The following is a 25,771-nucleotide window of genomic DNA, read 5'->3' as shown; positions in this document are numbered from 1 at the left end:
GGTGCAGTTAAACATGAATGATACGGTTCCGGAGTACGGGTGATCGCCTTCGTTCGTGACCGCTTCCCCGGCCGGCGCCATGGCATTCCGGCAGGTTTGATCGTAAAGCACTATAACGAATAGGGTGATTATATACTTTCAACGAGAGTTTAATAAGGGGTCACAATGTTAAAGGCAACGATTGACGCAGAAATATTTCGGGAATCCATCGATGCGATCGCCGCACTGGTGACGGAATGCCGTCTCCACACAGCCGAAGACCAGATCCGGACGCGTTCTGTCGATACCGCAAACGTAGCCATGGTCTCCCTGGAACTCCAGAGCACGGCGTTCAACTCCTTTTCGGCTACGGCAGGGGAACTGGGCCTGGATATCGCAAAGATGAAGAATATCATCGGGATGATGGGAAAAGGCGACGCGCTGACCTTGAACCTGCTCGACGAAGAGCGGAAACTGGAACTGAGTTTCGGCGGCTACCGCTACTCGATCACGCTCCTTGACGTCAACACCATCCGGAAGGACCCGAACCCCCCGGGGATCGACCTGCCCGGCAAGGCGGTCATCCCGGGAGACGCGCTGAATAACGCCATCAAAGCAGCAGCCGTCATCTCCGATAAGATAGCGCTCGGGATCGACCCCGATGCCATGACGTTCTACATGGAGGCGGAGGGAGACACCGACCATATCAAACTCGCGCTCGGCGAGGACGAACTCGTCGCCTTAAACCCGGTGCGGGCCCGCTCCCTCTTCTCGATCGATTACTTAAAGGACATGGGCCGGGTCATGGCACGCGCGGATGAGGTGGAAGTCTACCTCGGTATCGACCACCCGGTACGGTTTGCCTTTGAGATTGCGAACGGCAACGGCCGCGTGGAGTATCTCCTTGCTCCCCGGATCGAGGCCGATTGATGGATATTGTACTCGACCGTAAAGAACTCATAAAATATCCATTTTTGAAAGAATCGCAGGAGCTGGCCCGCCGGCACGTTGAGTCGCTTGAAGAATTCCTCGAGAGCAGTCCCGGGGCCGTGGCGCTCGCGCGGGCAAAGGAGCGGGTCATCGCTGCGCTCACGTTCAAGAAAGAGTTCGGCGACGAAACTACGCAGAACCTCAAACCCGAGCTCGAGATCGCGAGTTATGCGCTTGCCCGGATGCTGGTCTCCTGCATCAATGACCGGTCGCTCATCGACCGCCTTGCACGCTACGAGGCGGAACGCGCATCCTTCTTCCTCGCGGCCGAAGACCCGGAGATACGCCGGTTCGTTGCCTGGAGTATCGGCATCAACACCGGGACCGTCACCCTGCCGGTCACCGGCTACGTGGAGCTGGTGCCCCACCTGCGCGATAAGCGCTGGCGGCTCGTCAACAGGGACGTGCAGCGGGGAAGCGTGGCCCTTGAGCCGGGGGAGATCGACGAACTCATCCGGGAACGGATCCGGGCCATTCTGGTCGACCAGCTCCCGCTCCGGGTTCCGCCCGGGATCTGCGAGCGCTTTGGGCCGGTGACAGGTGAGATCGTCGCGCTGCGGCAGCAGCAGGTCCTCGAGCAGTTCGGCGAGATCAAGGAGGAGGCGTTCCCGCCCTGCATCAGCGCGCTCATCCAGGCGATCACCGCGGGAACGAACCTGACGCACATGGGCCGGTTCGCCATCACGTCGTTCCTCCATACCATCGGGATGAACGTCGCCCAGATAGCGGATGTATTCGCGCGGGCGCCCGATTTCGACCCGGACATGACGATGTACCAGGTGGAGCACATCTCCGGCCGGGGCGGGACCGAGTACACTCCGCCGTCGTGCGCCACCATGCGCACCTTCGGGCTCTGCGCCAACCGCGATAAGGACTGCGACCGGGTCAGCCATCCCCTGAGTTACTACCGGCTTAAGAAGAATATAAAGAAAAAGCGGGGCTAAGCCGCCATTTTATCGATCGTATAGCCCGCTGTACTGAGCACGGCGATGAATACGACCAGCGCGACGATGTATGCAAGCCCCTCCATCCCCGCCATCAGCGTGGGCAGCATCACCAGGAGCACGATGAACAGTGCGAGGCACCCGAATGCGACCAGCACCTCAAGAACCCGTAGATTCATGTACAGGAGTGGGATTGGTGCAGGTATATCTCTATCCCCGGGACGGGTGACCCACACGCTTATCAGGGGCGATTGACAACCCCTCTCGCATGGAGAGAGACGAGGCACTGGCGCTGCTCCGGCGCTGCGTGGCGTCGCCGTCCCACATCGCGCACAGCCACGCCACGGCGGCAATCATGAGGAAGGTCGCAGAGCACCTCGGCGAGGATGCAGGAACGTGGGAGGTCATCGGCCTTCTGCACGACATCGACTACGATATCGTCGGGGGAGACATGGAGCGGCACGGCGTTGAGGGATGCCGCATCCTGATCGATAACGGTGTTTCCGAGGAGATCGCGGATATCGTCAGGCGCCACAACCACCTGCTCACGTCCGGCTACGAGCGCCCGGTCGAGGTTGCGCTCCAGGCGGCGGACAGCGTATCAGGCCTGATCATCGCCTGCGCCCTGGTGAAGGGCGGGGCGATCGACGAGGTCACGCCGCGGACGGTGAAGAAGAAGTTCAAAGAGAAGGCGTTCGCCGCCGGCTGCGAGCGGGAGCGCATCCGGATGATCGAATCCCTCATGGACCTCGAGACGTTCTATCGCCTCGCGATCGAGGGGCTCAAGGAGGTTCGCGGCGATATCGGCCTTACCTGAGCGCAACCGATATATGGCACCCGGAATGAGGGGTACTGCATGACACTAGACCGTGGGGCGGTGATCGGCCGCCTGAATGAGGCCGTAACGCTTCTCACCGAGCGGATGGACGCCCGGCTCATCCCGGAGGTCGGGATGAACATCGTCTACGCCCTGCCCGACGCGCGGAGCAAGGCCGACGTGGCGGGAGTCCTTGGCCGGATCGTCAGGCTCGGTGAGGCGGTCCACCCCGTCGGGGAGATCGCGTTCGGGGCGAGTGACCACATGGCCCGGATCGTCATTACGACCATGCGTTTTGACCCATCTATCCGGAGCGCGGCAAACATCCGCTTTGCGGAAACAATCCTGCCGGAACTCGAGAACCTCCTCTTCGAGGTCTGCTCGTTCGACCGGGAGAAAGAACCTCCGGGCGTGCAGACAATGGACTGGGGCGTCGCTTCATGCTGCAGGGAGAGCGTGCCCGACATCATCTACGACCGTGGGGCCGTGGGAAAAGAGCCGATGATCCGGGTGTTAGGGGAGGATCCGGTCATGGTCGCACACAATATTCTTAAGCTGTCAAATCGCATTACGTATGCACAATTATAAGGGAAGGTCCACATGGGAATAAAACCATCATATATCAAGAACCTCGGTGAAGAACTCCTCGTCAAGCACCGTGACCGATTCAGCGGAGATTTCGAGGAGAATAAGCATGCCGTCGCCGAAGTCGCCGTGATTGACAGCAAGGGTGTCCGGAACAGGGTTGCCGGGTACATCTCAAGAAAGATAAATACAAGGAAGCGGTAAACCTCACTATATGTTTGAGGGAATCCTTCCGGCAATCATTACCCCTTTTCATCGGGACTCCGACGCGAGCCTCGATATTGAAGGATTACGGTCCAACATAGAATCGCTGCTCCAACAGGGAGTCCACGGTATCGTGCCCTGCGGGTCGACCGGGGAATCCGCGACGCTCACGTTCGAGGAGCACGAGCAGGTGATCGGTGAGGCCATCGATGTCGTCAACGGGCGGGTGCCGGTGCTCGCAGGGACAGGGTCGAACAACACCGCAGAAGCGGTTCGCCTGACCCGTTCGGCGAAGGACACGGGCGCCGACGGCGCGCTCATCATCAGTCCGTACTACAACAAGCCGAACCGCGCGGGGCTCATCAAGCACTTCACGAAGCTCGCCGACCTCGATCTCCCGGTCATCCTCTACAACGTCCCCGGCCGGACGGGGCAGAACCTCCAGCCCGACCTGGTGATCGAACTGGCGAGGCACCCGAACATCGTCGGGATCAAAGAGGCAAGCGGCGATATCACCCAGATCTCCCGCATCATCGAGGGGACGCAGGATGAGGACTTCATCGTGCTCTCCGGCGACGACGCAATGACGCTCCCCGTCCTCGCCGTAGGGGGCGCCGGCGTGATATCGGTGGCGGCAAACGTCGACCCCGGGCGGATGGTGCAGATGTACGAGGCCTTCCGTGCAGGCGACCTTGCCCGCGCACAGGATCTCCACCATGAACTCGGGGCGGTCATGCGGGCGATGTTTATCGACACAAACCCCATCCCCGTGAAGAAGGCGGTGGAGATCCTCGGGATGGCTGCGGGGCCGGTCCGGCTGCCGCTCGACGAGCTGGATGAAGCAAAGACGCAACAACTTCGGCAGGTGCTGGTGAACCATGGTTAAGGTAGCCGTATCCGGCGCCCTGGGCAGAATGGGTACCACCATCGGCCGGATCGTCAACGAGGCTCCCGACATGGAACTGGTCGGCGGCATCGATATACGGGAAGGAACGCTGTTCGGGACGGAAGTGGTCCCTGCGGCCGGGATCGATGCGTTCCTGAAAGAGAAGAAGCCCGACGTCCTGATCGACTTTACCGTTGCGGCCGCTGCAGTCGAGAACGTCAGGGCGGCCGCCGCAAACAACGTGGCGCTCATTGTCGGGACGACCGGGTTCTCCCCCGAACAGCGGGAAGTGATCCGGGGCGCCGTCGAGGGGCATGTCCCTGCGGTGATATCGAGCAACTTCTCGGTCGGGGTCAACATCTTCTGGAAACTCGTCCGGGAAGCCGCCCGCGAGCTCGGTGACTACGACATCGAGGTCACCGAAGCCCACCACCGCTATAAGAAGGATGCCCCGAGCGGCACGGCAAAGACCATCCTCGAGATCCTGGACCAGGAACTCGGGGGCCGCGAGAAGGCCTACGGCCGCGTCGGCGAGACCGAACGGAAGAATGAGATCGGCGTTCACGTCGTCCGCGGGGGCGATATCGTCGGCGACCATTCCGTTCTTTTCGCGGGGAACTTCGAGTGCATCGAAGTCTCCCACCGGGCCTACGACCGGGCGATCTTCGCCCAGGGCGCGGTCCGGGCCGCAGGCTGGGTCAAGGGGAGAGAGCCGCGCATCTACTCCATGCAGGAAGTCCTCGGGCTGTGAAAGGAGAAGCGAAGTTTATCTTTGATGCATTCATAAACTATGTACGTTCGGAGGAACAAAATTGCCAGCAGTTGTTGATATTGAGAAGTGTACCGCCTGTGAGACCTGTGTGGATGTCTGCCCGGCTGCCGCCATAAGCATGGAGGACGGAAAAGCAAAGGTCGACGCCGATCTCTGCGTTGATTGCGAGACCTGCGTCGACGAATGCCCGTCTGAAGCGATCTCAATGGAATAAAAAACCAACTCTTTTAATACCATCTGCACTAGAGATACTTTTGTCTATGATAAATGTAGGAGTGCTTGGTGCCACAGGAGCGGTGGGACAGCGCTTCGTTCAGCTTTTGGCGGATCATCCCTGGTTTCATCTCCAGACCCTGACCGCATCTGAGCGGAGTGCAGGAAAACCGTATGGTAACGTGGTCAACTGGCGCCTCGATGCGCCGTACCCGGACAACGTCAGCGATATCGTCGTCACTCCCACAACCGTCGAGAGCCTGAAGGACTGCGACCTGGTCTTCTCGGCGCTGCCTGCCGATGTGGCGACGTCCCTTGAGAAGGAGATCGCCGGCGCGGGCATCGCCGTCTGCAGCAACGCCCGGTCGCACCGCATGGACCCCGATGTGCCGCTGGTGATCCCGGAGGTCAATCCGGACCATCTGGGCCTGATCGATGTCCAGCGGGACCGCGGGAGCGAGGGATTTATTGTAACCAACCCGAATTGCTCGACGATTGTCCTTGTGCTGGCCCTTGCACCCCTGCGGTCGTTTGAGTTCCATGATGTGCGTGCGGCGACCATGCAGGCGATCTCGGGAGGTGGGTTTGCCGGGGTCCCCGCCATGGATATCTACGACAACGTCGTCCCCTACATCGGCGGCGAAGAGGAGAAGATGGAGTCCGAGACGTTGAAGATCATGGGGGAGTTCAACGGCTCTGAGGTAATCCCGGCTCCGTTCAAGGTGAGTACCAGCTGTCATCGTGTTCCCGTCATCGACGGGCACACCATTGCGGTCTGGGTCGACGTGAAGGAACCGGTTGCCGAAGTGAAAAAAGCTTACGCAAACTTTAAGTCACCTTTAAGCAATCTACCCTTACAGCCGGAAAAGGCCGTTGAGCTCTTCGACCAGTCTGACCGTCCGCAGCCACGGCTCGACCGTAACCGGGGGCGGGGCATGACGGTGTCTGTCGGGAGAATCCGCGAAGGGTTGCGGTTCGTTGCGCTCGGTCACAACACCATTCGTGGGGCTGCCGGCGCATCCGTTCTCAACGCAGAACTGATCTACTCGAGGAAGTACCTTTAGACGAGGTGGGCTAATGATAAAAGACAACACAGTATTCGTGGGGAACAAGCCGGTCATGAACTATGTGCTCGCGGTGGTCACCCAGTTCAACAATGGAGCGGAGGAGGTTGCAATCAAGGCCCGGGGGAAGGCTATTTCGCGCGCGGTCGATACGGCGGAGATCGCCCTCAACCGATTCCTGGCAAACGTGGACAAGAAAGAGATCTTCACATCGACCGAGATGATCGACACCGACACGGGGAAGACAAACGTATCGAGCATCGAGATCGTCCTTATGCAGGCAAAGTAAATCCCAAAGCACTTCTTTTTGATACTCTCTGGAGAAGCACCGCGGGTGGGGGTAATGCGGACCCCTCTCGAACGGGAGGGCTCCTGTTGTGCCGGTACTCAAGGCACGTTGCGGTGTGGGTTTCCGAAGCATTAAAAAATCCGGCCATGCGGATGCCATCTGTCAGACGGTCTGATATGCGGTCGTTTTGCCCTGTAGTCGACCATAAAGGCTTTATGATCACCACTGCAATCATTGTAGGATGAAGTGGGTGACAGTCGGGATAGTGCTGATGCTGGTATCTGCTCTCGTTCTTCCCGCGCTGGCGGCGGATGAGGAGCGGTACGGCTACATCACGGTCAAAGATGTCACTGTAACGTTCGAGAAAGCGGATGCCGTCGTCACCATGAACTACACGATAGATGACGGCATCGGGTTCCTCGTTCTCCTCATTGGAAAGTCCGACCTGAAGCAGAAGGCGCTCGATATCCTGAACTTCAACGACACAAAAGTTCAGCACCTCGACCTCGACCGCATCGAGGTGCGCGTCCATAACGCGGCGAACGATTACGGGCAGGGGTCATACTGGTTCCCCGCGCACAGGTTCGGCGTGGTCGTGCCCTCACTCACCGTCGTCACCCCGCAGGGCATCAAACACTTCGAGAACGTCAGCGAGTTCTCTGACGGTCTCGGCTATTTTGCGTAACGGCCGGGATAGTCCGGCTTTACATCAGCAGCCCGAGCTCTGCCAGGGCACGGCGGGTGTGGCGGGCGAAGGTCTCATCGCCCGGCGCCGCCGCCCTGACCTCATGACAGAGGCGGTCCAGGTCGGCACCCGTGTCGACGTCGTGCCAGGGCTCGAGCAGGGAGACCCCAAGGTCGAGCCGTTCGGCGGCTTCGATCGTCCGCTGCGTCACGCGGGCCGAGCTCCAGGGGATGCCGGCAAAGAGGCGGGGGATGTGCCTGCGCATCCCGATCAGGTAGTAGCCGCCGTCGTTGCACGGACCGATGACGACGTCGGCCTCATCGAGTCTCTGGAACGCCTCCCTGATATACCGGCCGGGAAGGGTCGGGCTGTCGCTGTCGCAGAGCACGGCCGCTGTCGCCCCCCGGGAAAAGAGCGTTTCTGAAACGGCGGCCAGGCGTTCACCCAGGTCTCCGTTGGTCTGGGGGACGGTGGAGAACTCCGGGGGAACGATCCCGGAAAAGAATTCGCCCGCACCGGAAGGGGTGTAGGCCACGAACGGACGGATGCCGTCGATGCGGGCGAGCCGGTCGATCGAGTCCTGCAGGAACCCGGCGTACAGCCGCGCTGCCGCAAAAGGCGTGAGCGGCGGGACGAGCCGCGTCTTCACCTGCCCGGGAACCGGCATCCGGGCCATGATGGCAGCCGCCTGCATCACGCTTTCCGGCCCACGAACCGGCCCCTTCCGACCTTCCCCTCGTCGGCGGCGTCCACCCAGAGCGCGATGCCGTGCTCCATCTCCCGGAAGGCGTCTGTCCCGAAGCGTTCGACGATCCGGTCCTTCAGGTCGCCGGTGAGGGCATTTCGGTAACGGTGCATGTGCGACGCAAAGTCCTCGCTGAGGTCTTCGCATTCCGTCACGGCAAACCCGTGCCGCCGGAGCAGTCTCTCGTACCCCGCGAGGGTCTCCATGTACGGGAAGAGCATGAAGGCGTTGAGGCTGCGCCGTTCGTCATCGCGCATGGGCCCGGCCTGTATCCAGTCGGTGAAGGCGATCGTGCCGCCGGGGACTGCCACGCGGCGGCACTCGCGGATCAGCCGGTCCTTGTCGGTGACGTAGCACCAGGAGTCCTGCCCCCAGACGACATCAAAGGTCTCCGACGTAAAGGGTATATCGAGGGCGTTCCCGAGCCGGAAGGCGACGCGGTCGCCGAGACCGGCGTTCTTCGTGCGTAAAACCGCCTCGCTCACCATCCGCCCCGTTGCATCAAGGCCGGTCACCGTCGCGCCGTAGGTGCGTGCCAGGTGCCGGGCCGGTCCTCCGAGACCGGAGAGGACGTCCAGCACCCGCGTGCCGGCATGCACCCCCGCCCTCCTCGCAAGGAGATCGGTCTCTTCTCCGCCGCCGACATGGATCTGCTCGCCCATCAGCATCTCCCAGATGATGCCGACCGCTCCCTCGTAGGCGGCCGTGACGTCGGCGATGGTGATATCGAGCAACTTCACCTCCCGGACACCGCTCGCCAGCACTTCGGGTCGGGCCCACAGAGGTCGCCGGTCTCGTAGTATGCCATCGCCCGGCATCCCCAGCAGACGGCGCTCTGGTCGCACCGGGTGCAGGGGGAAGCGTTCGGGCCCGGCTCCCTCATCCCGAAGAAGAGCAGTTCGCCACGGTGGTCTTCAACGATCTTATAGAGCGGCTGGTCCCTGATGTTCCCAAACCCCTTCCTGATGACCGAACAGGGTGTCACGTCGCCGTCCACCGTGACGCAGACCATGCTCCCGCAGTAGAACTTGTTGACGTCCATCGTCCCGAACGAGTGGGACGAGTCCGGGTAGCAGATCGCGTCCCGTGCCCGGCAGGCGTCCCGGACCTCCCCGGGCGTCGGCGCCCACTCCGGGTGGCGGCATGCCCGGCCGACCGTGCACATCTGCGTCAGGCAGATCGCCGTCCCGACCTCCTCGGAGAAGTACCGCATCGTCTGCGTAAGGTCGTCCCCGGCGAGCGGCCGCGTGAACGTGATGCAGTTGACGAGTTCGTCCGCAGGTTTGCCGCAGTCGATAAGGTTCTCGATGCCGCGGAGGATTGCCCGGATCTTCTCCCCCGCGTCCCCGTCATGGAGCAGGGCGTAGATGGCCGGATCGAGGGTGTCCAGGTGCACGGAGATGAAGCCGCCTGCCGTTGCATCGACAGCACGCCCGGCAACCTCCGGGTCGGCGAGCGGAATGCCGCTCGACCAGATGTTGTTGACAAACCCGAGGTCGCGGGCGTGGAGTGCGAGATTGTACCAATCCTCGCGGACCAGCGGGTCGCCCCCCAGCCAGTCGACGGCTTTCACGTCCATCGCCGCCGCCGAGGCGAGGACGGCGGTGATGTCGCCGGTGGAGAGCCCGGTGGTCCGGGAAGCATCGGCCGGAGCGTAGCAGTAGCGGCAGCCCTGCGGGCAGGCGAGGGTCGACTCGATCTGCAGGGAGTAAACCCGCCCTTCTTCGAAATATCGCATCGCCTCGCCCGTAGCGGGATGAAGGCAGCCGCGGGTGATGGCTGTATCGGCCGTATCGACATTCTGTCCTCCCGCATCCATGGCAACGCTATTGCAGAACACACCCAACCATGAGCATCATGATATAAGTGGGTGACGGCTACAGGGCGTCGCGTATGCTCTCGATCATCACGCCGGTGCTCAACGAAGAGGGGAACATTCCCGGGTTTCTGGCCCATGTCGGGAGTCTCCCGGGCCCGCTCGAGCTGATCGTCGTCGACGGCGGGAGCACGGACGGTACGTGCCGGGCACTCGAAGCGGCGGCGGGATCGTTCCCCCATAGAATCGTCGTGGTCTCCTCCCCGCGAGGACGGGGCGTCCAGATGAACGCCGGAGCCCGGCACGCCGCGGGGACCGCCGTGCTCTTCCTCCACGTCGACTGCAGGATACCGCCGGACGCTCCGGACGTGATCGGCCGGGCGCTGGAGCGTGAGGGGGTGATCGGCGGGGGGTTTTTCCACACGTTCGCGAACCGCGACCCCCTGCTCTGCCTGACGGACTGGTTCGGGAACCTGCTGGCGGCACGGACGCAGACCTTCTTCGGGGACTTCGGGATCTTCGTAGACAAAGAGGCGTTCTTTGCGATCGGCGGCTACGAACCGCTTCCCTACCTGGAGGACGTGGAGTTCTCCCGGGCGGCACGCCGGCACGGGAGGCTTGTCCAGGTCGGCCGTCCTATCATCGTATCGCCGCGGCGGTATCTCCTGAAGGGGAAGTACCGGCTGACCGCCGTCTACATCCTGGTGATGCTCCTCAATCTGGCCGGCATCAGGCCGAAACGCTTCATCCGCTATGTCGTCGATATGTAAGGGCCGGCCTGTGCTCACGCCTCTCTCTTCAGCATGACCGGCTCGCGTTCGTCCGCCCACCGCCCGAGGAACGACTGGAGGTAGACGCCGAAGAAGGCGCAGAAGAGGCCCCCGATGGTGGCGAAGATGATGTACATCACCCCGACATCGGTCGTTATGGGGAACCCGGAGATGTCGCTGATCGTCGAGAGGATGTAGGTGCTTGCTCCGTAGGCGATGGCCCCGATCGCCAGCACGAAGAACGGCAAAGCGACCACCCGCTGGATCGTCTCTCGCTCGTTTAAGAAGACGTCGATGATCTTTCCTACCGACGCCACGAGGCCGGCGGCGGTGAACCATGCGATCGAGCCGTAGATGAACGCGAGTATCTGGAAGAAGATGCCGGCGGAAGTATAGTAGTCGAGGAGGCTTATGAGCCCGAGGATGACCCCGACGATACCGAGCAGTATTGCAGCGATATAGGAGACGAAGGTGAACCTGCCGCCGTGGAGCGACGTCTTCAGCGAGGTGATCAGGTAGCCGAAGATCTCGTCTATGCCCACACCCTTGAAGAGCAGGTAGGTGCCGATGACACCGACGACGACGATGGTCGCCCCTTCGGGGTATCCGAGCAGGTAGCCCACGGCATAGAGGAGCATGGCGAGGCCGAGCGGAACGAGCACGATCTTTGAGACCTTCGGGTCGTCGAGGAGGCGTCTCAGGATATAATACGTCCCCTCGAGGTTCGGCATCTGGTTGACCACGACCCTCCGCACGCTGCTGACCGGCACCCGGGACTGGATGATCGGCATGACGTACTCGTCCTCGGCACCGTCGGTCACCACGATGCAGGAAGTGGAGTCCGTCACGGAGAGGATCGTATCGAGGCTGGACGCCACCCGCCGATCGCCCTCGAGCAGGTTCATATGGTTGCCGCAGATGACGGCGACGGCAACCTCTTCCCCCCGCCCGGTAAGTTCGTCGTAGAGTTTGATCGTCTCGAAGATCGCGTTGACGTCGGAATCCTCGGGGTCGATCAGGGCAAGAGAAGTCGCTGCATGGAGGCATGCCTCTCTGCCCACGATGGGACCATCGATCCGGGCTTTGAACCCGAGATCATCATCGCGATCGACACAGAGGACGAGCGTCCGCTCTTTTGCCATGCAATAGAACATCGCCCCGAATCTATTAAATAATTTGCAGAGGCGGGTAAAAAAGTATTAAATGAGTTTTGCGCGCTGAAGCAGGAGCAGGTCGTCGGTCGTGATCTTCTCACCGTCACGGAACTGCTGGAAAACGCGTTCCGCCTCTTTCCGGACGGCTTTCTGCTCTTTGGTGACTTTGGTCTTCCTGGTCTTCTTCCGAAGGCCCGAGATCACCTTATCGTAGTCACGGAGCTCCTTCTGGCAGGAGATGAACTGCTTGTGCTCCTCGTCCGCAGCCTCCTGGGCCTCAACGAACTGCTGGTGGGCGTGGTCGGCTTCTTCGCGGGACTTGTCGGCCTTGCGGTATGACTCCACCATCAGGTCGTGGTGCTGCTGCGCAGCCTCGGCCTTCTCGGTGACCTCCTTGTGGATCTCCGAGGCCAGTCTGCGGAACTCACGGGCATCGGTGAGTTTCGTCCGCATCTCCTTGTTCTGCTCGAGTTCGGCTTCCTGGTCCTTCGCCGTCGCTTTGAGGTGCTTGATCTTCTCGATCAGTTCACGCTCTTTGTCGGTGCTGTAGACCTCGGTCTGCTGCTTGAACTCCAGGTGCTCGATCTGCTTCTGCAGTTCCTTGATGCCCCGGTTCTGGAGGTTGCCGTGCTCTTTCTTGAAGGACTCAATCTCCTCAAAGAGCGCGTTGGCCTTGTCGTTGTACTCGTTCCTCTGGTCTTTCAGCGCCTGGACTTCCTCGTTGATCTTATCCCGCTGCTCCTTGTGCTGCTGCGCCTCCTCGACGAATTCGCGGGTCTGCGTGTTTAAGGTGTTGCGCTCGCGGGCGTTTTTGCTGGCAAGTGCGTTCAACTCGTTGCGCCGGTCTTTGTGCTGTTCAGACTCCGCAAGGACTTTTTTTCTTTTCTCAATCAGATCGTTCAGCATTCTCTACCAATCCTCGACATTCGGTACCTGTCTCATATCCCCGCCAGCAGAAGGCCGCTCCCATGCGCCGCAGGGAGATGCCGGAGGCTTATGGAGCGGCTACACCACAAGAAAAGACGTCTTCCGGACTCGTGCTCGAGACCGTCGTTCACCTGTCTGCTCATGTGTTCAACCCCGGTACTTGGCAACCGCAGACCCACAAGATCTGCGCCCTGCACAATACGCCCCGTGCTGGAGGGATTATACAAGAACGTCTATATTTTAAACGTCATCTGTACTATTAAGTATTTCGTAGGGGGGCCGGAAGGCGCGTCGCCGCCAACCGATTCCGGCCAAAGAGGTGGGGATAGAGGGTATGGAGTTTTAGAGGAAGTCGATGACGGATCCACCGCTCCTCTCGTCCCTTGCCATGCGCCTGCTGGGCTGTGCACTGGACCGCTGCGTTGTCGGTTCGTAGGCACGGTGGCTTCCGAGGATCTGTGCGCTTTTCACACCGGTCATGACCGCCATGACCCGGACTCTTCCTTCGTAATCGCTGTTCACCCTCGCTCCCCAGATGACGTCCGCGTGGGAGTCGAGTTCGTAGGTCAGGGAACTTGCAATCTCTTCGGCGTCCTGGAGGGTCAGGTCGTTGCCGCCCGTGATGTGGATGAGGCTCCCTGTTGCTCCGCGGTAGTCGATGTCGAGCAAGGGGTGGTTCAAGCACTCGTGGACAACGCTCTCGGCCTTGTTCTGCTGCTTGCTCTCGCCGACGAGCATCACGGCGACGCCTCCTTTGCTCATGATGGCACGCACGTCTGCGTAGTCGATGTTGATGAGGGAAGGCTCCGTGATCGTCTCGCTGATGCCCTTGACGGTCTCCGCGATGAGCTGGTCCATGACCGAGAACGCCTGGCCGAGCGGGAGGTTCGGCACGTATTTGATGAGGCGGTTGTTGTCGAGCACGATCACCGAGTCGGCAGCGGCCGAGAGTTGTTCAAGCCCTTCTTCCGCACGGAGAAGCCGGGCCTTCTCGACCTGGAAGGGGTAACTGACCATCCCGACGACGATCGCGCCCTGCTCCTTGGCTATCTGCGCGACAACGGGGGCTGTCCCCGTACCGGTACCTCCACCCATACCGGCGGTGATGAAGACCAGGTCCGCGTCGCAGAGGAGGGTCTCCAGGGTCGGCCGGGCCATCTCGGCCGCACGCCTGCCGACGTCCGGAAACCCGCCGGCACCAAGGCCCTTGGTGAGCGACTTGCCGACAAGCACCCTCTTGTCGGCCTGGATCATGTCCAGGTGCTGCTTGTCCGTGTTGACCGCAATCGTCTCTGCGCCGCTGACCTGCATGTGGTACAGCCGGTTGACGGTGTTGTTGCCCGCACCGCCGCATCCTACGATGACGATACGTGGCTGGCCGAGGATGTCGTCTGCGTCCTCTGCTGAGTCTGTCTTCAAATACTTTTCGCGTTCCGCGTGTTTTAACGCCTCGTTGATGATCGTCTGCATTAAATACCTCCTAAACGTTGAATGAAACCTGGTCGGCCTCGCGTAGAACACGGTTTCCATGCCTCTCAAGAAGCGCTCTGACTGAGTACCGCACAGCCTCCGATACTGTGGGGAACTCGCCAGCCTCCACCAGCTTCTCGAGCATCTCAACCTGCTGCCGGGGCAATCTGATTGTGATCCGATCCATCATTTCAATCACTCATATCTGACATTTAGCAGCCAATTGTCTGCCATTTGTCAGACAAGCGTAATCTTTTCGTCTGACTGCATCAGATAAGCCATAATAATAATTGTATTATATAAATATTTTTCGAAACAGGTCTATGTCTGACATAACGGTTTTATGGATAGCGGCCGACAACGTATCCTCAAAGAGTTGCCACGAATATGAGAGATAATCTCCCCGAAAGGGCGGAACATGGCGGCCGGGTGCGCTGGCACCGCACCCGGGAGAAGGGCGAACTGCTTGATTTCAGTGCGAACGTGAATCCGTATCCTCCGGCAATCCCCTGGTGTCCGGACCCCTCAGCGCTGAAAGATTACCCGGACGACCGGTATGAAGCCCTTAAAGAAACAATAGGCCGAACATTCGGGCGCGATGCGGCAGAGGTCGCCGTCGGCAACGGATCCGTCGAACTGATCCGCGCGTTCTGCTATACCCTGCTTGGGCCCGGCGATACTGCCTGTATCGCCGCGCCCACGTTTGCCGAGTACGAGATGGCGGTCCGGCTTGCCGGCGCCCGGTGCACCGCCGATGAGAGCGGGGCTGCCGTTCGGTTCCTCTGCAACCCGAACAACCCCACCGGGAAGCTCCACTCCCGCCCGGAGATCCTCCGGCTGCTTGGTGAGGCCGCCGGGCAGGGAGCGTACCTCTTCCTCGACGAAGCGTTCATCGAACTCTCCGACCCGGCCCAGAGCGTCGCCGACGTCTCGGACGAGAACCTCTTCGTGCTGCGCTCCCTCACAAAGAGCTTCGCCGTGCCGGGCATCAGGTTCGGCTACGCCTTCGGCACGCCCGAACTCATCGAGAAGGTGGAGACGGTGCGCCTCCCCTGGACCGTGAACACGTTCGCCGAGTCCTTCGCGATCGAGGCCTTCCGGCACTACGACCTGCTCGAGGAGTCGCGGCAGCGGATTGCCCGGGAGCGGACCTGGCTCTGCAGCCGCCTGGACGGTCTTGGACTCGATTATGCGCCCCCGTCTGCGAACTATATCCTTATTGAAGTCCCGATGGAGGCGGAGGTCCTGGTCGAGCGGCTCCTCTCCCGCGGCGTCCTGGTCCGGGACTGCCGGTCGTTCGGGCTTCCCCGCCATATCCGCGTGGCCGTCCGGACCCGGGAGGAGAACAGGCAACTCATCGAGGCGCTCGAAGCATGCTTGCCCTGATCATGGCCGGGGGGGAGGGGTCCCGCCTCCGGATGGGCGAAAAGCCCCTGGTCACCATCTGCGGACGATCGATGCTCTCCTACGTCATCGATGCTTTTTCGGCTGCGGGGCACGAGGTGGTCGTGGTCGCCTCCCACAAAACACCGTTCACCAAAAACTGGTGCCGGGCGCAGGGCGTCGTCCTGTACGAAGCGGAAGGGCTCGGCTATGTCGAGGATATCAACGCCGCTGCGGCAGACCTGGAGGAAGCGGGAACGCCCTTCTTCACCTGCGTATCCGACCTCCCCTGCCTTGCACCCGATATCATCACCGGCATCGAGGACGCCTGGCGCCGGGCGGGAGCGCCGGCATGTTCGACGTGGGTGCCTCGCGACCTCTGCGAGGAGCACGGTTGCCGCACACAGTACACGGAAGAGATCGATGGCACGCCGGCCTGCCCCGCCGGAATCAACATCCTGACAGCGGGCGGTTCCGACGAACCCCAGGAGGAACTGCGACTCCTCCTGCACGACAGACGGCTCGTCTTCAACATCAACACGCGCGAGGAACTGGCGCTGGTGCAGGGGTATCTCTGCCGGAAGCGGGGCGAGTAGGGCGGGGGCGGAACCCGTGCGCGTCCCCCTCATCCGGGAGCGTAGCGTCACAGGCCGGCGGCAGGGGCGGTGTTCTGGGGGACATGCACGCGGGGAAACTGTATTATCGAACTATCACCCACTCTTGTATATGGATTCCTGCCGGGAAATCGAACTAGAGGGCCATATCATCGATTCAGGCGTCATGACCCTGGTGTTTGACAGAGTCATGGATATGGGGGGAGAATTCGAGATCCTCACGTTCAACGTCGGAAGACTGAAGACGGACACCAGTTACGCACGGCTGCGCGTGACGGCGCCCAGCGATCACCAGCTTGACGCCATCCTCTCTGAGCTGCACCGGCTCGGCGCGCGGGCCCCCGAGATCGACGACGTCACCCTCGTACCGGCAGAGGGCGACCGGATCCTCCCGAAGGGGTTCTACTCGACCACCAACCACCCGACCTTCGTGAAATACCGGGACGAGTGGCTGCCCGTCGAGCGCATCGAGATGGACTGCCACATCGTGGTCGAAGAGAAGGAAAAACGGGCGATCTGCACCCCGATCTCAAAGATCAAGGCTGGCGATGCAGTCGTCGTCAGCGAGGCCGGCGTCCGGGTGGTCTACCCCGAGCGGCCGCGAAAGGTCAGCACGTTTGAGTTCATGCACGGAACCGTCTCGTCTGAGCGGCCGAGCGAGGCGATCATCGCAAAGATTGCCCGCGAGATCCTGAAGTCGAAGCAGAAAGGCGAGAAGATCGCGCTCGTCGGCGGCCCAGCCATCGTCCATACCGGAGCGGCCGACGCTCTTGCGCGGATGATCCGTGCGGGCTGTATCGACGTGCTCTTTGCGGGGAACGCGCTCGCCACCCACGATATCGAGTCCAACCTCTACGGCACGTCGCTCGGGATGGACGTCAAGACGGGCACGCTCGTCACCGGCGGGCACAAGCACCACATCCGCGCCATCAGCGAGATCATGCGGGCGGGCTCCATCAAGAACGCGGTCGACCAGGGGATTGTCACCGGCGGGATCATGTACGAGTGCGTGAAGAAGGGCATCCCGTTCGTGCTCGCCGGCTCCATCCGCGACGACGGACCGCTCCCCGACACGATCACGGATGTCGTCGAGGCACAGGAAGTCATGCGCCGGCATATCCACGATCTCGGGATGGTGGTGATGGTGGGAACCCTCCTCCACTCGATCGCCGTCGGAAATTGCCTTCCGTCATACGTCAAGACCGTCTGCGTCGACATCAACCCCGCATCGGTGACGAAACTGATGGACCGGGGAACGACGCAGGCGATCGGCGTCGTGAGCGATGCGGGGACGTTCCTCCCGCTGCTCTGCGAGCAGCTGGAGGAGCAGAGGGAGTGCTAGCGGGTAAGCGGCATACAGAACGGCTCTTCCTGGTCCAGCACGAACTCCCACTCTTCTTTGCACCCGCATTCCGTTTCCATAAGGGCGCGCAGGAGCCCGACATCCCCGGTCAGTGAGTAGTCGATGATCCCCTTCACGATCGGGCTGTCGCAGGCACCGCAGTTGTGCGGCCCCCGCATCTGCCCGCCGCCGACGGGGTCGCAGAGAATATGCACCGGCGATCCGATCAGCACGTCAAGGACGCTCCAGAGGTACGGCGGCCGGTACGCGTGCTGTTTCCAGAGGTGTTCGACCTCGGTCCTGCTCTGGACGGTGCAGAGGTTCATGGAGATGCTGTCGGCAACGGAGGCAATATCCCTGATGGAGCGTATCATATCGTCGCGCGACTCGCGTTCGGTCAGGAACGGCGGTTTCATCAGGAGGTAGGCCTTCATATCCGCGCCGGCGGCGTGCGCAACCTCTGTGGCGCGGAGGAAGTCGGCGTACGAGAACCCCTTGTCGATGCTCCTCTCCCGGATGGTGTCGTTCGTGGTCTCGAGGCCCACGGCAACGGAGAGCGGTCTTGCCCAGGCGCCGGTGTCGATCCCCTCCAGAAACTCCAAAAGCGCCTCCGCCTCGACATACTCGGGCCGGGTCTCGGCGATCACGGCCTTGCCCCGGAACGCCTCCGCGACTGCGCGCCGGACGTCGGGGGGGACCTCGTCGGGATCGAAGAAGCTCCCCGAGGTGAAGATCTTGAGCACCTGGTAGTCATCGTCGGAGAAGTTCTCTTTCACCCAGTGGACCTGGCGGATCAGCCGTTTTGCGAGTTCGTCCCGGGGGAGGTCCGGATAACGCTCGTGCCGGTAGCCGCACATCCGGCACCGGTTCCAGGAGCAGCCGCCGCTCCGAAAAATAACCGTCAACGTGTCGACGATTCGCCCTTCATAGCGGTCTTTCCCTCGCCAGGACGCCAGCGGCTTCTCAATCGATTTGGATAGCATTATACCTCTTATTCGTTGATGTACTGGTATGAAAAGGATCGCATGGCTGACGATCATTGCCGCGATGATGCTCGTCGGCACGGCATCGGCCGCATACATTTCATTCAGTGCTCCACAGACGGTGTACGTCGGCGATACACTCGAAATTACCGGTACCACGATCGTGGGGGGGCTTCCCAAACCGTCGCTCGATCCGGGGTTCAGCACGGAGATTATCTTATATGCTCTCAAGCCCGGGAAGAGCGAAGTAGGGAGGAAGACGATTGTCGTGCAGCAGAACGGTGAGTTCTCGACGACGTTCGATACCAGCGGGCTTAAAGCAGGAGACTACTCGATCGAGCTCATCGATCCCACCCAGACCACCTTCGGCAGCAGCTCGAAGGTCCAACAGATCACCACCCTGGTCGACCGGTCCGGGACCCTCACGATAACCTCTCCGAGCAACCAGGACTTCGACGGCACCCTCGATATCCGGGGTGCGATCGCGGATCTTGGTGATGCGGGTGTCCAGATCGAGGTCGAGCACGACGGTGCCGTCGTCTACGGGCCGAAGTACGCCGCGACCGGCAAGGACGGGGCGTTCTCCGTGGAAGTGCCCATCTCTGCCGGGGGCGCCTACGAGATCACCTTCTCCGACACGAAAGGCTACATCGGCAACGCCCTATTCGTGGTAGTGGGCACCCCGGGTCCCACGGCGACGCCGGAGATGATATCCGCGAGTTCTCCCGCCACCCGGTCCGCCCCGGCATACTTCGAGGTCGATACCAAAACCGGCACGGTGACGATTGCCACCTCGGCCGGGATCGACTGGGTGGTCGAGTACATCGACGAGGACGGCAACCACCGTAAGGTCAACGAGAAAGGCATGCTCGAGCCCGAGACCGTGGAGGTTGCGGCACGGGGAGGCCCGGTCTACGTCAAGGTCTACCCCATGAGTTACAACGACAGCGGCACGGTGCAGGTCTCGGCCTCGAACGCCGACTCGGTCAGGGTGAGCCAGACCGCGCCGGGCCTCTTCGGGGACGCGACCCCCACCCCTGCCCAGGCGGCACCGATCCCGGCGGCCCTGGCACTCCTTGCTGTTCTCGCCGTCATCCTCGTTCGTCGGGGATGAACAACCTTTTTTTCGTCCGGCGACCAATAGGTTACGTCGAGCCGGGATAGTCTAGTCCGGGAAGGCGGTGGCCTTGAAAGCCACTGGTGCCTGGCACCTCGGGAGTTCAAATCTCCCTCCCGGCGTCCATTTTGCATACCTGATCCGCAGCGAAGCGCATAGCGCTTTTCTTTCGGCTCCGTCCATGCAGACCTCAGCCTGCATCCGGCCGTGGATACCATCACGGCGAAAGGAGTCTGCACGGAACCTCTATCTCGAGAATGATTGTGCTCGATTCCGGCTGCCGCCTTACTCCTCCCGGATCCAGCCCTCCCGCACCCATCGCTCGTACTCGTCCGGCCGCCAGTCCCGGTTCGCCCGCACGATTTCGGCAAAATGCTTCCGGTTCTCCGCCATCCTGGCCTCCTGGTCGGGATAGCGCGGCCGGTCCCCGACGGCAAGGACGAGCCGGCGCCCGAGATCGCGTGCCGCCGGTTCCACCCGGTCGAGCGCCTCCGGGTCGCCGCCGAGTGCGACGCTCATCCCCCCGACCGTCGTCACCCCGAGATAGGTGAGCGCGTGGTTCAGGTAGCCCACGACCGCGTCGCCTCCCGAGACCTGCGTGGTCGCGACGCTGCAGCCGTATTTCCCGGCGAACTTCTGGTAACGCATAGCGTCCGCCAGCCGGTCGATGAAGACCTTCATCTGCCCGCTGACGTTGTCGACGTAGACCGGGGAGGCGAACACCAGCCCGTCGGCATCCAGCATCCGGTCGTACGCGGCGGGGAAATCGTCGCCAAAGACGCACGTCCCGTCCAGGCTGCAACTCTCGCAGCCGGTGCAGGCGACGATCTGCAGGTCGGCGCGGTCGATGAGATCGATCTCGGCACCGGCCTCTTTTGCCCCGGCAAGCACGAAGGTTACAAGTTTTCTCGTCTTGCTCTGCATTCCTCGCGGACTTCCCGCAACTGCGGTTATCTTCACGATTCCGTCACTTCCTGGAGGAAGCGTTGGCTCCGGTGCGGGAAAAATGTGCGGAACGGGGGGGCTATCCACGAGGCGGTGCGTGGACATACGGGAGATGGTTGGTGATTAGCATATCCATACACGGATTTCCGTTGGCTATCGCCACTGGGGGAGGGGCTGACGGGGAGGGGGGATGCTCCCCCCTCCCCTGTCTCAACTCCTAAGCTGATGTCTACAACCCCCACCCGGCCTTCGGCCTCCTCGAACGCACCTTCGGTGCTCATGCTCCGGCCCCGTGGCCCGTCGCACCCCTCCCCAGGGGGCGGGGGCAGTGCATGGCGATATCCCCCACGGTCCACTGTACGGGACTTTTCACGAACCCGAACGGTTCTGTCGATCGCCTACATAGGCGCCACCTGCGGCACAAGAGAACCTGGGGGAAGGCCGTGGAAATTTCCCCGGCAGATCCCGGCAGGATTTCCAAAAAAAGGTTAAAGAATCTTCTCCCCCGCCTTCGGGCCGGGAGAGCACTCGTAGACCTCGCGGATCTTCATGACGAGGAGATTCTTCGCCGCCGCCTTTGCCATCTTCGACCGGACGGTGAACTGCATCTTCTCAAACTCCGGGCCGCTGGACAGAACCTCGACGTCGCCCTTGACCTGGAAGCAGCCCTTCGTCTCGGGCCCCCAGACGTAGATGGAGACCTTCGGGTTCTCCTGCACGTTTGCGAGCGTCTTCTGCATGAAGTTGTCCGCGATCCAGATCGTCTCGTCGTCGACGAGTTCCACAAACCCGATCGGCACCACGTTCGGCCAGCCGTCCTTCGAGGCTGTGGCGACCGGGAAGGCCTTCATCGTCCGTAAGGCCGCCTTCATCTCTTCAGTAAGTGCAACCATCAGTCTTCACCGGTATATTCTCTTTATTGCAGGCTTAAAAAAGGTCCTGTAGAAAAAATAACGGGTGTGAGTGATGCGCCCGGGGTTTGCAAGCCGGCAGGGTGCCGGACCGGGCTTGTGCCATGGACAGCCGCACCGTTCACGGCTCGAAGTCCATCACGACGGCAGAGTGGTCGCTCAACCCCTGCCCCCGCAGGTCGTGCAGGTACCAGCACGCCGTCGGGTTGAGGCGCGTAGACGCGAAGATGTGGTCGTAGCGCTTGCACTTCGGGACATCCTCGGGCCCGCGGTCGGGGCACCAGCTGTACTCCCTCGCCTGGTAGCCGTGGAGTCTGCGGAAGACGTCAGGGAGGTCATACTCCGCAAGGCCGGGGAGGACGTTCATCTCGGCGTTGTACCACCACCTTCTCGGGCGGCCGAGGTACTCGTCGCTCTCAGAGATCGGGATATTGTAGGCCTCGTTCGGGAGAACGTCGCGGTAGAAGGGAACGATGGTCCCGTCAGCGAGTTCGGCATCCGGTATATGGAGGTCCCCGCAGAAGATCCGCGGCCGTGCCGATCTGACGGCGAGGTGCCGGTAGATCCCGACCAGCGTCTCGGCCTTGACGATCTCGTTCCTCCTGTTGCCGATCGCCGTCGGCACGTGGGCGTTGTGGATCTCGAACTCGCCCGCCGGTGCGCTGACGACGGCCGAGACCACCCGCTGCTTCCACGGGATATCGAAATCGAGAGGATTTAAGGGTGTGAGGGGATACCTGCTCGCGATCAGGCATCCGCAATTCTTCGCTTCGCCGGGAGGAGAGCACTGTTCCGAGAGCCGGGAAACACTGTAAGCGAACTGGAACGGGTCGTTCGCGCCCCGTGCGCGAAGATCGTTCAACCGCTCGGCCATGTAGGCCACCCGCGCTATCTCCACCAGCGCAAGGCTGTCAACTGAGTAGAGCAGTCCGAAGTTCTCCAGTTCTTCCCGGAAGAGCGGCAGAGACCGGTCCGTCACCTCCTGGAAGGCGACGATATCCGGCGAGTGCTGGCAGACTGCTTCGACTTTCTTTTCCACGCTCTTGAGACCGGAGCGGAAGAGATCCACGTTCCATGAAATAAGCCGCATATGCCTGATACATCCCATGTTGGCGTTACTAATTCATTAACGCATCGAGTTACGGGCGATCCGGGGCGTTGCAGCCGCGTCACCCGCTCCGCCGCTCCGGCCCGATCCCCTGCTCGGCGCAGTGCCGGTCGATAGCGTCGAGGAACCTCCTGCCGTAACGCTGCAGTTTTCCCTCGCTGACGCCGTATATCCGCAGAAGCGCAACGCCAGTGGCCGGGTAGAACGTTGCCATCTCCTTGAGGCTTCGGTCGTGGAAGACGACGAACGGCGGCACGCGATCGAGGTCGGCAACGACTTTTCTGAGCCGGCGGAGCCGGAGGAAGAGGGCTTCGTCGTAGTCGTCTGCGGGTTCCGATGCCACGACACCTTCCGGACGCGGCTCTGTGAGCGGCACCACGAGAGCGCCCGCGAGCACCTCCCGGCTCCGGCCGTTTGACACGAGGACGGGGTACCGGCCGCCGGTCGACGCGATGAACCCCTTCCCGACCATCTCCTGGATGAAGAGCAGCCACTGGTCGCGGGTGTATCCGAAGCCGTGGGCAGCAAGCCGGCCGTGCCCGTTCTCGCGGACTCTCGCGCTTGTTGAGCCGGCCAGCACGTCGGCGACATACGACGCGCCGAACCGCTCCCCTGTCTCGCGGATGCAGGCGATGACCGCCGACGCGGCCTCTGTCCCGTCGAAGACCTTCACCGGCGTCTCGCAGCGGTCGCATGCGCCGCACCGCTCATCCGGATAGGCCTCGCCGAAGTAGGCGAGCAGGAACTTCCTCCGGCACCCGGGGGTCTCGCAGTAATCGAGCATCGCGCCGGCTTTGCGGTAGGCGATGTCCTTCTGCGTCGCGTCGGTGCTCTCCTTCTCGATGAGGTAGCGGATCGCACCGTAGTCGCCCCGGGAATAGAAGAGGATGCAGTCGCCCGGTTCCCCATCCCTCCCCGCCCTGCCGGTCTCCTGGTAGTAGGACTCGATGTCCTTCGGGAGGTCGGTATGGATGACGAACCGCACGTCGGGCTTATCGATGCCCATTCCGAATGCGACGGTGGCGCAGATGATTGCGGCGTCGCCGCGGGAGAAGGCCTCCTGGTGCTCGGTGCGGACGGCGTCGGGGAGACCGGCGTGGTAGGGGAGCGCCGGGAACCCTTTCTTCTGCAACTTCTCCGCGAGGTCCTCCGTCGCCTTCTGGGAGAAGCAGTAGATGATGCCGGCGTCGTTTGGGTGCTCGGTCAGGTAGGCGACGAGCCGCGGGAAGTAGCGGGCTTTCGGCACCACCCGGTAGGTGAGGTTTTTGCGGTTGAAACTCCCGACGAACCGGGTCGGGTTCGAAAGGGCGAGCTGCACCGCGATGTCGTCCTGGACGGCGGGGATGGCGGTCGCGGTCAGGGCGATGATGGGGACTGCGGGGAACCGCTCCTTGAGCACCCGGAGCCGGCGGTATTCGGGGCGGAAGTTATGGCCCCACATGGAGATACAGTGCGCCTCGTCGATGGCGATGAGCCGGACGTCGGCTTTTGCGATGAGCGAGCGGAAAAACGGCTGCACGGCCCGCTCAGGGGAGACGTAGAGCACACGGATGCGGCCTTCGAGGATCACCCGCTCGATGATCTTCTGCTCCCCGCGCCCGAGCGAACTGTTGATCGTCGCCGCCGGGATGCCGTTTGCCCGGAGACCGTCGACCTGGTCTTTCATCAGGGCAATGAGCGGCGAGACGACGACCGTAAGCCCGCCGAAGACGAGGGCCGGGAGCTGGTAGCAGAGGGATTTGCCGCCCCCGGTCGCCATGACGGCGAGGACGTCGCGCCCGGCGAGCACGGCATCGACGATCGCTTCCTGGTGGGGGAGGAACGACGTATAGCCGAAGTATTTCTCGAGATAATGATATTTTACATCCATTACGCCACAAGATCCGATGTGCTGGTACGGTTGGGCGGGGAGTGGGATAGGGTTTGTTGTTCCGGCCCCACGCTCGAGCAACCGCCGGCATCGGGCACCCGGAGGGCCGTGGGAGCGAAATAGAGTTTCCCCACACCGGCCTCATTGGTTCACGGAAAGGTATAATAGCGGGATTATCCCTCCTGCCCCCCCCGTGAGTTCGTATGAAACGAATCACCTATCTTTTAGCTCTGGTCGCGTTTGCCGCGGCCATTGCCCCTGGGGTTTCCGCCCAGACAGTACTCTTCGCAGACGACATGGATGTGTGGCAGGATCCATGGGTGCAGCCCTATGAGAGTCCCTACGGAAGGGCAACTGCACTCACTGCCCGGACCCTGCCTCGCGTTCGGTTGTCCGGGCACGATGGGTGGCTGCCCGGGTTCGGCCCGGCCCGGATCGTCCTCGCGATTCGCACCACCCGGCACCGCACCGATGCGCATATTCCCCTAAGATGCATACAGGTACGCATGAAGAACGTCGATATGACGGTCGAGGGGAATATCCTCACCATACGGATAGATCTCGCAAAGGAGTTCGGTGAGTCCAAGAGCGGGAAGTCGATCACGATCGCCTCCTCCGAGGGCAACGTCTCGGTGCCGGACCACGAGGAGATCAAGATCGGGTTGAACATCTACCGGAAGAAGTAGGCGGCGGTCACGCCCTGGCGCCGGCGCACCGGGGAGAGTCACCGCTCATTTTGCGCGAGCCGTATCATCATCCACGCTCTGCACGTTCACGTGAAACCGCGAAGAAAGCGAAGGTGAGAGAGACGTGTATCACAGGCTGGTATGAAAATCCTCTAGGGGTATGCAAAGTATCAACTAGAACCAATGGATCGGCCATCGCTGTTTTTCATGGTCATCTATGAGCCAACGGCTCATGGCGCGCTCTGTTGAAGTTTTTTTGTTTTCCTCTACGCCAATGAAGTTGGTGCTGGGCCCGGCTTGTCCCTAGAACCGGCCTTTTTCCCACTAGCATGTCCCCATGCAGTGGACCGTGGTGGCTATCGCCACTGGGGTGGGGCTGACGGGGAGGGGGGCATTCCCCCCCCCCTGTCTCCACCTTATGTAGCGATGTCTGAAAACCCCACCCCGCCCGGCCTTCGGCCTCCTCCCCCGCCCTTGGGGCGGGGGCAGTCATGGCGATTGT

The 25,771-nt window shown here is 61.7% G+C and carries 30 protein-coding genes and 1 tRNA gene; 18 read left to right on the top strand and 13 right to left on the bottom strand.

The genetic code is table 11. The annotated features are described in order from the left end of the window. Window positions 1–165 precede the first annotated feature (165 nt). Together HL657_RS10950 and priL are read left to right on the top strand one after the other, a co-directional pair. Window positions 166–909 (top strand): DNA polymerase sliding clamp, encoded by a 744-nt coding sequence (locus HL657_RS10950; protein ID WP_317296855.1) that lies wholly within the window; start codon window positions 166–168, stop codon window positions 907–909. After that, entirely contained in the window at window positions 909–1,913 is a 1,005-nt protein-coding gene (gene priL / locus HL657_RS10945; protein WP_317296854.1) for a DNA primase regulatory subunit PriL, read from the top strand. Before HL657_RS10950 ends, priL begins: the two co-directional genes overlap by 1 nt. On the opposite strand, the gene HL657_RS10940 is transcribed toward priL, so the two are convergent. Beyond that, window positions 1,910–2,092: a hypothetical protein gene (locus HL657_RS10940; RefSeq protein ID WP_317296853.1), complete on the bottom strand. Its 183-nt coding sequence runs from the start codon at window positions 2,090–2,092 to the stop codon at window positions 1,910–1,912. The two genes, priL and HL657_RS10940, sit on opposite strands and share 4 nt — an antisense overlap. A gap of 89 nt (window positions 2,093–2,181) precedes the next feature. On the opposite strand from HL657_RS10940, the gene HL657_RS10935 reads away from it, so the two are divergent. The 9 genes from HL657_RS10935 (at window position 2,182) to HL657_RS10895 (ending at window position 7,428) form a co-directional block, all read left to right on the top strand. Then, entirely contained in the window at window positions 2,182–2,730 is a 549-nt protein-coding gene (locus HL657_RS10935) for an HD domain-containing protein (RefSeq protein ID WP_317296852.1), read from the top strand. A 39-nt stretch (window positions 2,731–2,769) separates the two neighbouring features. Beyond that, window positions 2,770–3,318, top strand: coding sequence for a thiamine-phosphate synthase family protein (locus tag HL657_RS10930; protein WP_317296851.1), 549 nt, complete (start codon window positions 2,770–2,772; stop codon window positions 3,316–3,318). A 12-nt stretch (window positions 3,319–3,330) separates the two neighbouring features. Beyond that, window positions 3,331–3,519: a 30S ribosomal protein S17e gene (locus tag HL657_RS10925; protein ID WP_292366645.1), complete on the top strand. Its 189-nt coding sequence runs from the start codon at window positions 3,331–3,333 to the stop codon at window positions 3,517–3,519. Between the two features lie 10 nt (window positions 3,520–3,529). Beyond that, window positions 3,530–4,405 carry a 4-hydroxy-tetrahydrodipicolinate synthase gene (gene dapA, locus HL657_RS10920; protein WP_317296850.1) on the top strand — a complete coding sequence of 292 codons (876 nt, stop codon included), beginning with the start codon at window positions 3,530–3,532 and terminating at the stop codon, window positions 4,403–4,405. After that, entirely contained in the window at window positions 4,398–5,156 is a 759-nt protein-coding gene (gene dapB / locus HL657_RS10915) for a 4-hydroxy-tetrahydrodipicolinate reductase (protein ID WP_317296849.1), read from the top strand. Before dapA ends, dapB begins: the two co-directional genes overlap by 8 nt. Window positions 5,157–5,217: 61 nt before the next feature. After that, window positions 5,218–5,391, top strand: a complete 174-nt coding sequence (locus HL657_RS10910) for a 4Fe-4S binding protein (RefSeq protein WP_317296848.1) — start codon at window positions 5,218–5,220, stop codon at window positions 5,389–5,391. Between the two features lie 46 nt (window positions 5,392–5,437). Beyond that, window positions 5,438–6,454 carry an aspartate-semialdehyde dehydrogenase gene (gene asd, locus HL657_RS10905; protein WP_317296847.1) on the top strand — a complete coding sequence of 339 codons (1,017 nt, stop codon included), beginning with the start codon at window positions 5,438–5,440 and terminating at the stop codon, window positions 6,452–6,454. A gap of 13 nt (window positions 6,455–6,467) precedes the next feature. Beyond that, window positions 6,468–6,743, top strand: a complete 276-nt coding sequence (gene albA, locus HL657_RS10900; protein ID WP_317296846.1) for a DNA-binding protein Alba — start codon at window positions 6,468–6,470, stop codon at window positions 6,741–6,743. 241 nt (window positions 6,744–6,984) lie between these two features. Beyond that, the gene (locus HL657_RS10895) at window positions 6,985–7,428 is read left to right on the top strand and encodes a hypothetical protein (protein ID WP_317296845.1); all 444 of its coding nucleotides are present in this window, start codon (window positions 6,985–6,987) and stop codon (window positions 7,426–7,428) included. Between the two features lie 19 nt (window positions 7,429–7,447). Here the strand turns inward: HL657_RS10895 and HL657_RS10890 are convergent, their stop codons facing one another. From HL657_RS10890 to HL657_RS10880, 3 genes are read right to left on the bottom strand one after another with little or no spacing between them, the layout of a single operon-like run. Then, entirely contained in the window at window positions 7,448–8,122 is a 675-nt protein-coding gene (locus HL657_RS10890; protein ID WP_317296844.1) for a TIGR04282 family arsenosugar biosynthesis glycosyltransferase, read from the bottom strand. Then, entirely contained in the window at window positions 8,122–8,913 is a 792-nt protein-coding gene (locus tag HL657_RS10885) for a methyltransferase domain-containing protein (RefSeq protein WP_317296843.1), read from the bottom strand. Before HL657_RS10885 ends, HL657_RS10890 begins: the two co-directional genes overlap by 1 nt. Continuing rightward, a complete protein-coding gene (locus HL657_RS10880) occupies window positions 8,910–10,013 on the bottom strand; it encodes a radical SAM/SPASM domain-containing protein (protein ID WP_317296842.1) in 1,104 nt (367 codons plus the stop codon). Before HL657_RS10880 ends, HL657_RS10885 begins: the two co-directional genes overlap by 4 nt. A 53-nt stretch (window positions 10,014–10,066) precedes the next feature. Between HL657_RS10880 and HL657_RS10875 the strand changes: the two genes are divergently transcribed. After that, window positions 10,067–10,759 carry a TIGR04283 family arsenosugar biosynthesis glycosyltransferase gene (locus tag HL657_RS10875; protein ID WP_317296841.1) on the top strand — a complete coding sequence of 231 codons (693 nt, stop codon included), beginning with the start codon at window positions 10,067–10,069 and terminating at the stop codon, window positions 10,757–10,759. Between the two features lie 14 nt (window positions 10,760–10,773). Here HL657_RS10875 and HL657_RS10870 read toward each other — a convergent pair whose 3' ends face one another. From HL657_RS10870 to HL657_RS10855, 4 genes are all read right to left on the bottom strand, one after another. Further along, window positions 10,774–11,901 carry a DUF373 family protein gene (locus HL657_RS10870; RefSeq protein WP_317296840.1) on the bottom strand — a complete coding sequence of 376 codons (1,128 nt, stop codon included), beginning with the start codon at window positions 11,899–11,901 and terminating at the stop codon, window positions 10,774–10,776. Window positions 11,902–11,958: 57 nt separating this feature from the next. Beyond that, complete coding sequence (locus HL657_RS10865; protein ID WP_317296839.1) at window positions 11,959–12,819, bottom strand: coiled-coil protein; 861 nt, start codon at window positions 12,817–12,819, stop codon at window positions 11,959–11,961. Window positions 12,820–13,182: 363 nt separating this feature from the next. Beyond that, window positions 13,183–14,310 carry a cell division protein FtsZ gene (gene ftsZ, locus HL657_RS10860; protein ID WP_317296838.1) on the bottom strand — a complete coding sequence of 376 codons (1,128 nt, stop codon included), beginning with the start codon at window positions 14,308–14,310 and terminating at the stop codon, window positions 13,183–13,185. A 10-nt stretch (window positions 14,311–14,320) separates the two neighbouring features. Then, entirely contained in the window at window positions 14,321–14,500 is a 180-nt protein-coding gene (locus HL657_RS10855; RefSeq protein ID WP_317296837.1) for a ribbon-helix-helix domain-containing protein, read from the bottom strand. 197 nt (window positions 14,501–14,697) lie between these two features. On the opposite strand from HL657_RS10855, the gene HL657_RS10850 reads away from it, so the two are divergent. From HL657_RS10850 to HL657_RS10840, 3 genes are all read left to right on the top strand, one after another. After that, complete coding sequence (locus HL657_RS10850; RefSeq protein ID WP_317296836.1) at window positions 14,698–15,696, top strand: pyridoxal phosphate-dependent aminotransferase; 999 nt, start codon at window positions 14,698–14,700, stop codon at window positions 15,694–15,696. After that, entirely contained in the window at window positions 15,684–16,289 is a 606-nt protein-coding gene (locus HL657_RS10845) for an NTP transferase domain-containing protein (protein ID WP_317296835.1), read from the top strand. Before HL657_RS10850 ends, HL657_RS10845 begins: the two co-directional genes overlap by 13 nt. Before the next feature lie 130 nt (window positions 16,290–16,419). After that, window positions 16,420–17,649, top strand: a complete 1,230-nt coding sequence (locus tag HL657_RS10840) for an ornithine cyclodeaminase (RefSeq protein WP_317296834.1) — start codon at window positions 16,420–16,422, stop codon at window positions 17,647–17,649. Here HL657_RS10840 and HL657_RS10835 read toward each other — a convergent pair. Further along, a complete protein-coding gene (locus HL657_RS10835) occupies window positions 17,646–18,632 on the bottom strand; it encodes an archaeosine biosynthesis radical SAM protein RaSEA (protein WP_317296833.1) in 987 nt (328 codons plus the stop codon). The two genes, HL657_RS10840 and HL657_RS10835, sit on opposite strands and share 4 nt — an antisense overlap. A 28-nt stretch (window positions 18,633–18,660) precedes the next feature. Here HL657_RS10835 and HL657_RS10830 point away from each other — a divergent pair, with 28 nt between their 5' ends. Next, complete coding sequence (locus tag HL657_RS10830) at window positions 18,661–19,746, top strand: hypothetical protein (protein WP_317296832.1); 1,086 nt, start codon at window positions 18,661–18,663, stop codon at window positions 19,744–19,746. Window positions 19,747–19,786: 40 nt separating this feature from the next. Next, a tRNA-Ser gene (locus tag HL657_RS10825) sits at window positions 19,787–19,871 on the top strand. A 163-nt stretch (window positions 19,872–20,034) separates the two neighbouring features. Here HL657_RS10825 and HL657_RS10820 read toward each other — a convergent pair. The 4 genes from HL657_RS10820 to recQ all read right to left on the bottom strand — a co-directional run bounded on the left by HL657_RS10820 (window position 20,035) and on the right by recQ (window position 24,583). Further along, window positions 20,035–20,709: a flavodoxin family protein gene (locus HL657_RS10820; protein WP_317296831.1), complete on the bottom strand. Its 675-nt coding sequence runs from the start codon at window positions 20,707–20,709 to the stop codon at window positions 20,035–20,037. Between the two features lie 473 nt (window positions 20,710–21,182). Continuing rightward, complete coding sequence (locus tag HL657_RS10815; RefSeq protein ID WP_317296830.1) at window positions 21,183–21,587, bottom strand: pyridoxamine 5'-phosphate oxidase family protein; 405 nt, start codon at window positions 21,585–21,587, stop codon at window positions 21,183–21,185. 139 nt (window positions 21,588–21,726) lie between these two features. Next, complete coding sequence (locus tag HL657_RS10810) at window positions 21,727–22,695, bottom strand: endonuclease/exonuclease/phosphatase family protein (RefSeq protein WP_317296829.1); 969 nt, start codon at window positions 22,693–22,695, stop codon at window positions 21,727–21,729. A 79-nt stretch (window positions 22,696–22,774) separates the two neighbouring features. Then, the gene (gene recQ, locus HL657_RS10805; RefSeq protein ID WP_317296828.1) at window positions 22,775–24,583 is read right to left on the bottom strand and encodes a DNA helicase RecQ; all 1,809 of its coding nucleotides are present in this window, start codon (window positions 24,581–24,583) and stop codon (window positions 22,775–22,777) included. Between the two features lie 203 nt (window positions 24,584–24,786). On the opposite strand from recQ, the gene HL657_RS10800 reads away from it, so the two are divergent. Beyond that, entirely contained in the window at window positions 24,787–25,269 is a 483-nt protein-coding gene (locus HL657_RS10800; protein WP_317296827.1) for a hypothetical protein, read from the top strand. The last annotated feature ends 502 nt before the right edge of the window (window positions 25,270–25,771 follow it).

It is taken from the genome of Methanoculleus nereidis (genome assembly GCF_032944295.1).
Classification (GTDB): Archaea; Halobacteriota; Methanomicrobia; order Methanomicrobiales; family Methanoculleaceae; genus Methanoculleus; species Methanoculleus nereidis.
The sequence above is the reverse complement of the archived record's forward strand: the minus strand, read 5'-3'. Positions and strand labels throughout refer to the sequence as shown.

What these genes read in the sequence shown, in the direction of transcription:
- HL657_RS10950 (WP_317296855.1), top strand. Translation starts at nt 166, where the DNA reads ATGTTAAAGGCAACGATTGACGCAGAAATATTTCGGGAATCCATCGAT.
- priL (WP_317296854.1), top strand. Translation starts at nt 909, where the DNA reads ATGGATATTGTACTCGACCGTAAAGAACTCATAAAATATCCATTTTTG.
- HL657_RS10940 (WP_317296853.1), bottom strand. Translation starts at nt 2,092, where the DNA reads ATGAATCTACGGGTTCTTGAGGTGCTGGTCGCATTCGGGTGCCTCGCA.
- HL657_RS10935 (WP_317296852.1), top strand. Translation starts at nt 2,182, where the DNA reads ATGGAGAGAGACGAGGCACTGGCGCTGCTCCGGCGCTGCGTGGCGTCG.
- HL657_RS10930 (WP_317296851.1), top strand. Translation starts at nt 2,770, where the DNA reads ATGACACTAGACCGTGGGGCGGTGATCGGCCGCCTGAATGAGGCCGTA.
- HL657_RS10925 (WP_292366645.1), top strand. Translation starts at nt 3,331, where the DNA reads ATGGGAATAAAACCATCATATATCAAGAACCTCGGTGAAGAACTCCTC.
- dapA (WP_317296850.1), top strand. Translation starts at nt 3,530, where the DNA reads ATGTTTGAGGGAATCCTTCCGGCAATCATTACCCCTTTTCATCGGGAC.
- dapB (WP_317296849.1), top strand. Translation starts at nt 4,398, where the DNA reads ATGGTTAAGGTAGCCGTATCCGGCGCCCTGGGCAGAATGGGTACCACC.
- asd (WP_317296847.1), top strand. Translation starts at nt 5,438, where the DNA reads ATGATAAATGTAGGAGTGCTTGGTGCCACAGGAGCGGTGGGACAGCGC.
- albA (WP_317296846.1), top strand. Translation starts at nt 6,468, where the DNA reads ATGATAAAAGACAACACAGTATTCGTGGGGAACAAGCCGGTCATGAAC.
- HL657_RS10895 (WP_317296845.1), top strand. Translation starts at nt 6,985, where the DNA reads ATGAAGTGGGTGACAGTCGGGATAGTGCTGATGCTGGTATCTGCTCTC.
- HL657_RS10890 (WP_317296844.1), bottom strand. Translation starts at nt 8,122, where the DNA reads ATGCAGGCGGCTGCCATCATGGCCCGGATGCCGGTTCCCGGGCAGGTG.
- HL657_RS10875 (WP_317296841.1), top strand. Translation starts at nt 10,067, where the DNA reads ATGCTCTCGATCATCACGCCGGTGCTCAACGAAGAGGGGAACATTCCC.
- HL657_RS10870 (WP_317296840.1), bottom strand. Translation starts at nt 11,901, where the DNA reads ATGGCAAAAGAGCGGACGCTCGTCCTCTGTGTCGATCGCGATGATGAT.
- HL657_RS10865 (WP_317296839.1), bottom strand. Translation starts at nt 12,819, where the DNA reads ATGCTGAACGATCTGATTGAGAAAAGAAAAAAAGTCCTTGCGGAGTCT.
- ftsZ (WP_317296838.1), bottom strand. Translation starts at nt 14,310, where the DNA reads ATGCAGACGATCATCAACGAGGCGTTAAAACACGCGGAACGCGAAAAG.
- HL657_RS10855 (WP_317296837.1), bottom strand. Translation starts at nt 14,500, where the DNA reads ATGATGGATCGGATCACAATCAGATTGCCCCGGCAGCAGGTTGAGATG.
- HL657_RS10850 (WP_317296836.1), top strand. Translation starts at nt 14,698, where the DNA reads ATGAGAGATAATCTCCCCGAAAGGGCGGAACATGGCGGCCGGGTGCGC.
- HL657_RS10845 (WP_317296835.1), top strand. Translation starts at nt 15,684, where the DNA reads ATGCTTGCCCTGATCATGGCCGGGGGGGAGGGGTCCCGCCTCCGGATG.
- HL657_RS10840 (WP_317296834.1), top strand. Translation starts at nt 16,420, where the DNA reads ATGGATTCCTGCCGGGAAATCGAACTAGAGGGCCATATCATCGATTCA.
- HL657_RS10835 (WP_317296833.1), bottom strand. Translation starts at nt 18,632, where the DNA reads ATGCTATCCAAATCGATTGAGAAGCCGCTGGCGTCCTGGCGAGGGAAA.
- HL657_RS10830 (WP_317296832.1), top strand. Translation starts at nt 18,661, where the DNA reads ATGAAAAGGATCGCATGGCTGACGATCATTGCCGCGATGATGCTCGTC.
- HL657_RS10815 (WP_317296830.1), bottom strand. Translation starts at nt 21,587, where the DNA reads ATGGTTGCACTTACTGAAGAGATGAAGGCGGCCTTACGGACGATGAAG.
- HL657_RS10810 (WP_317296829.1), bottom strand. Translation starts at nt 22,695, where the DNA reads ATGCGGCTTATTTCATGGAACGTGGATCTCTTCCGCTCCGGTCTCAAG.
- recQ (WP_317296828.1), bottom strand. Translation starts at nt 24,583, where the DNA reads ATGGATGTAAAATATCATTATCTCGAGAAATACTTCGGCTATACGTCG.
- HL657_RS10800 (WP_317296827.1), top strand. Translation starts at nt 24,787, where the DNA reads ATGAAACGAATCACCTATCTTTTAGCTCTGGTCGCGTTTGCCGCGGCC.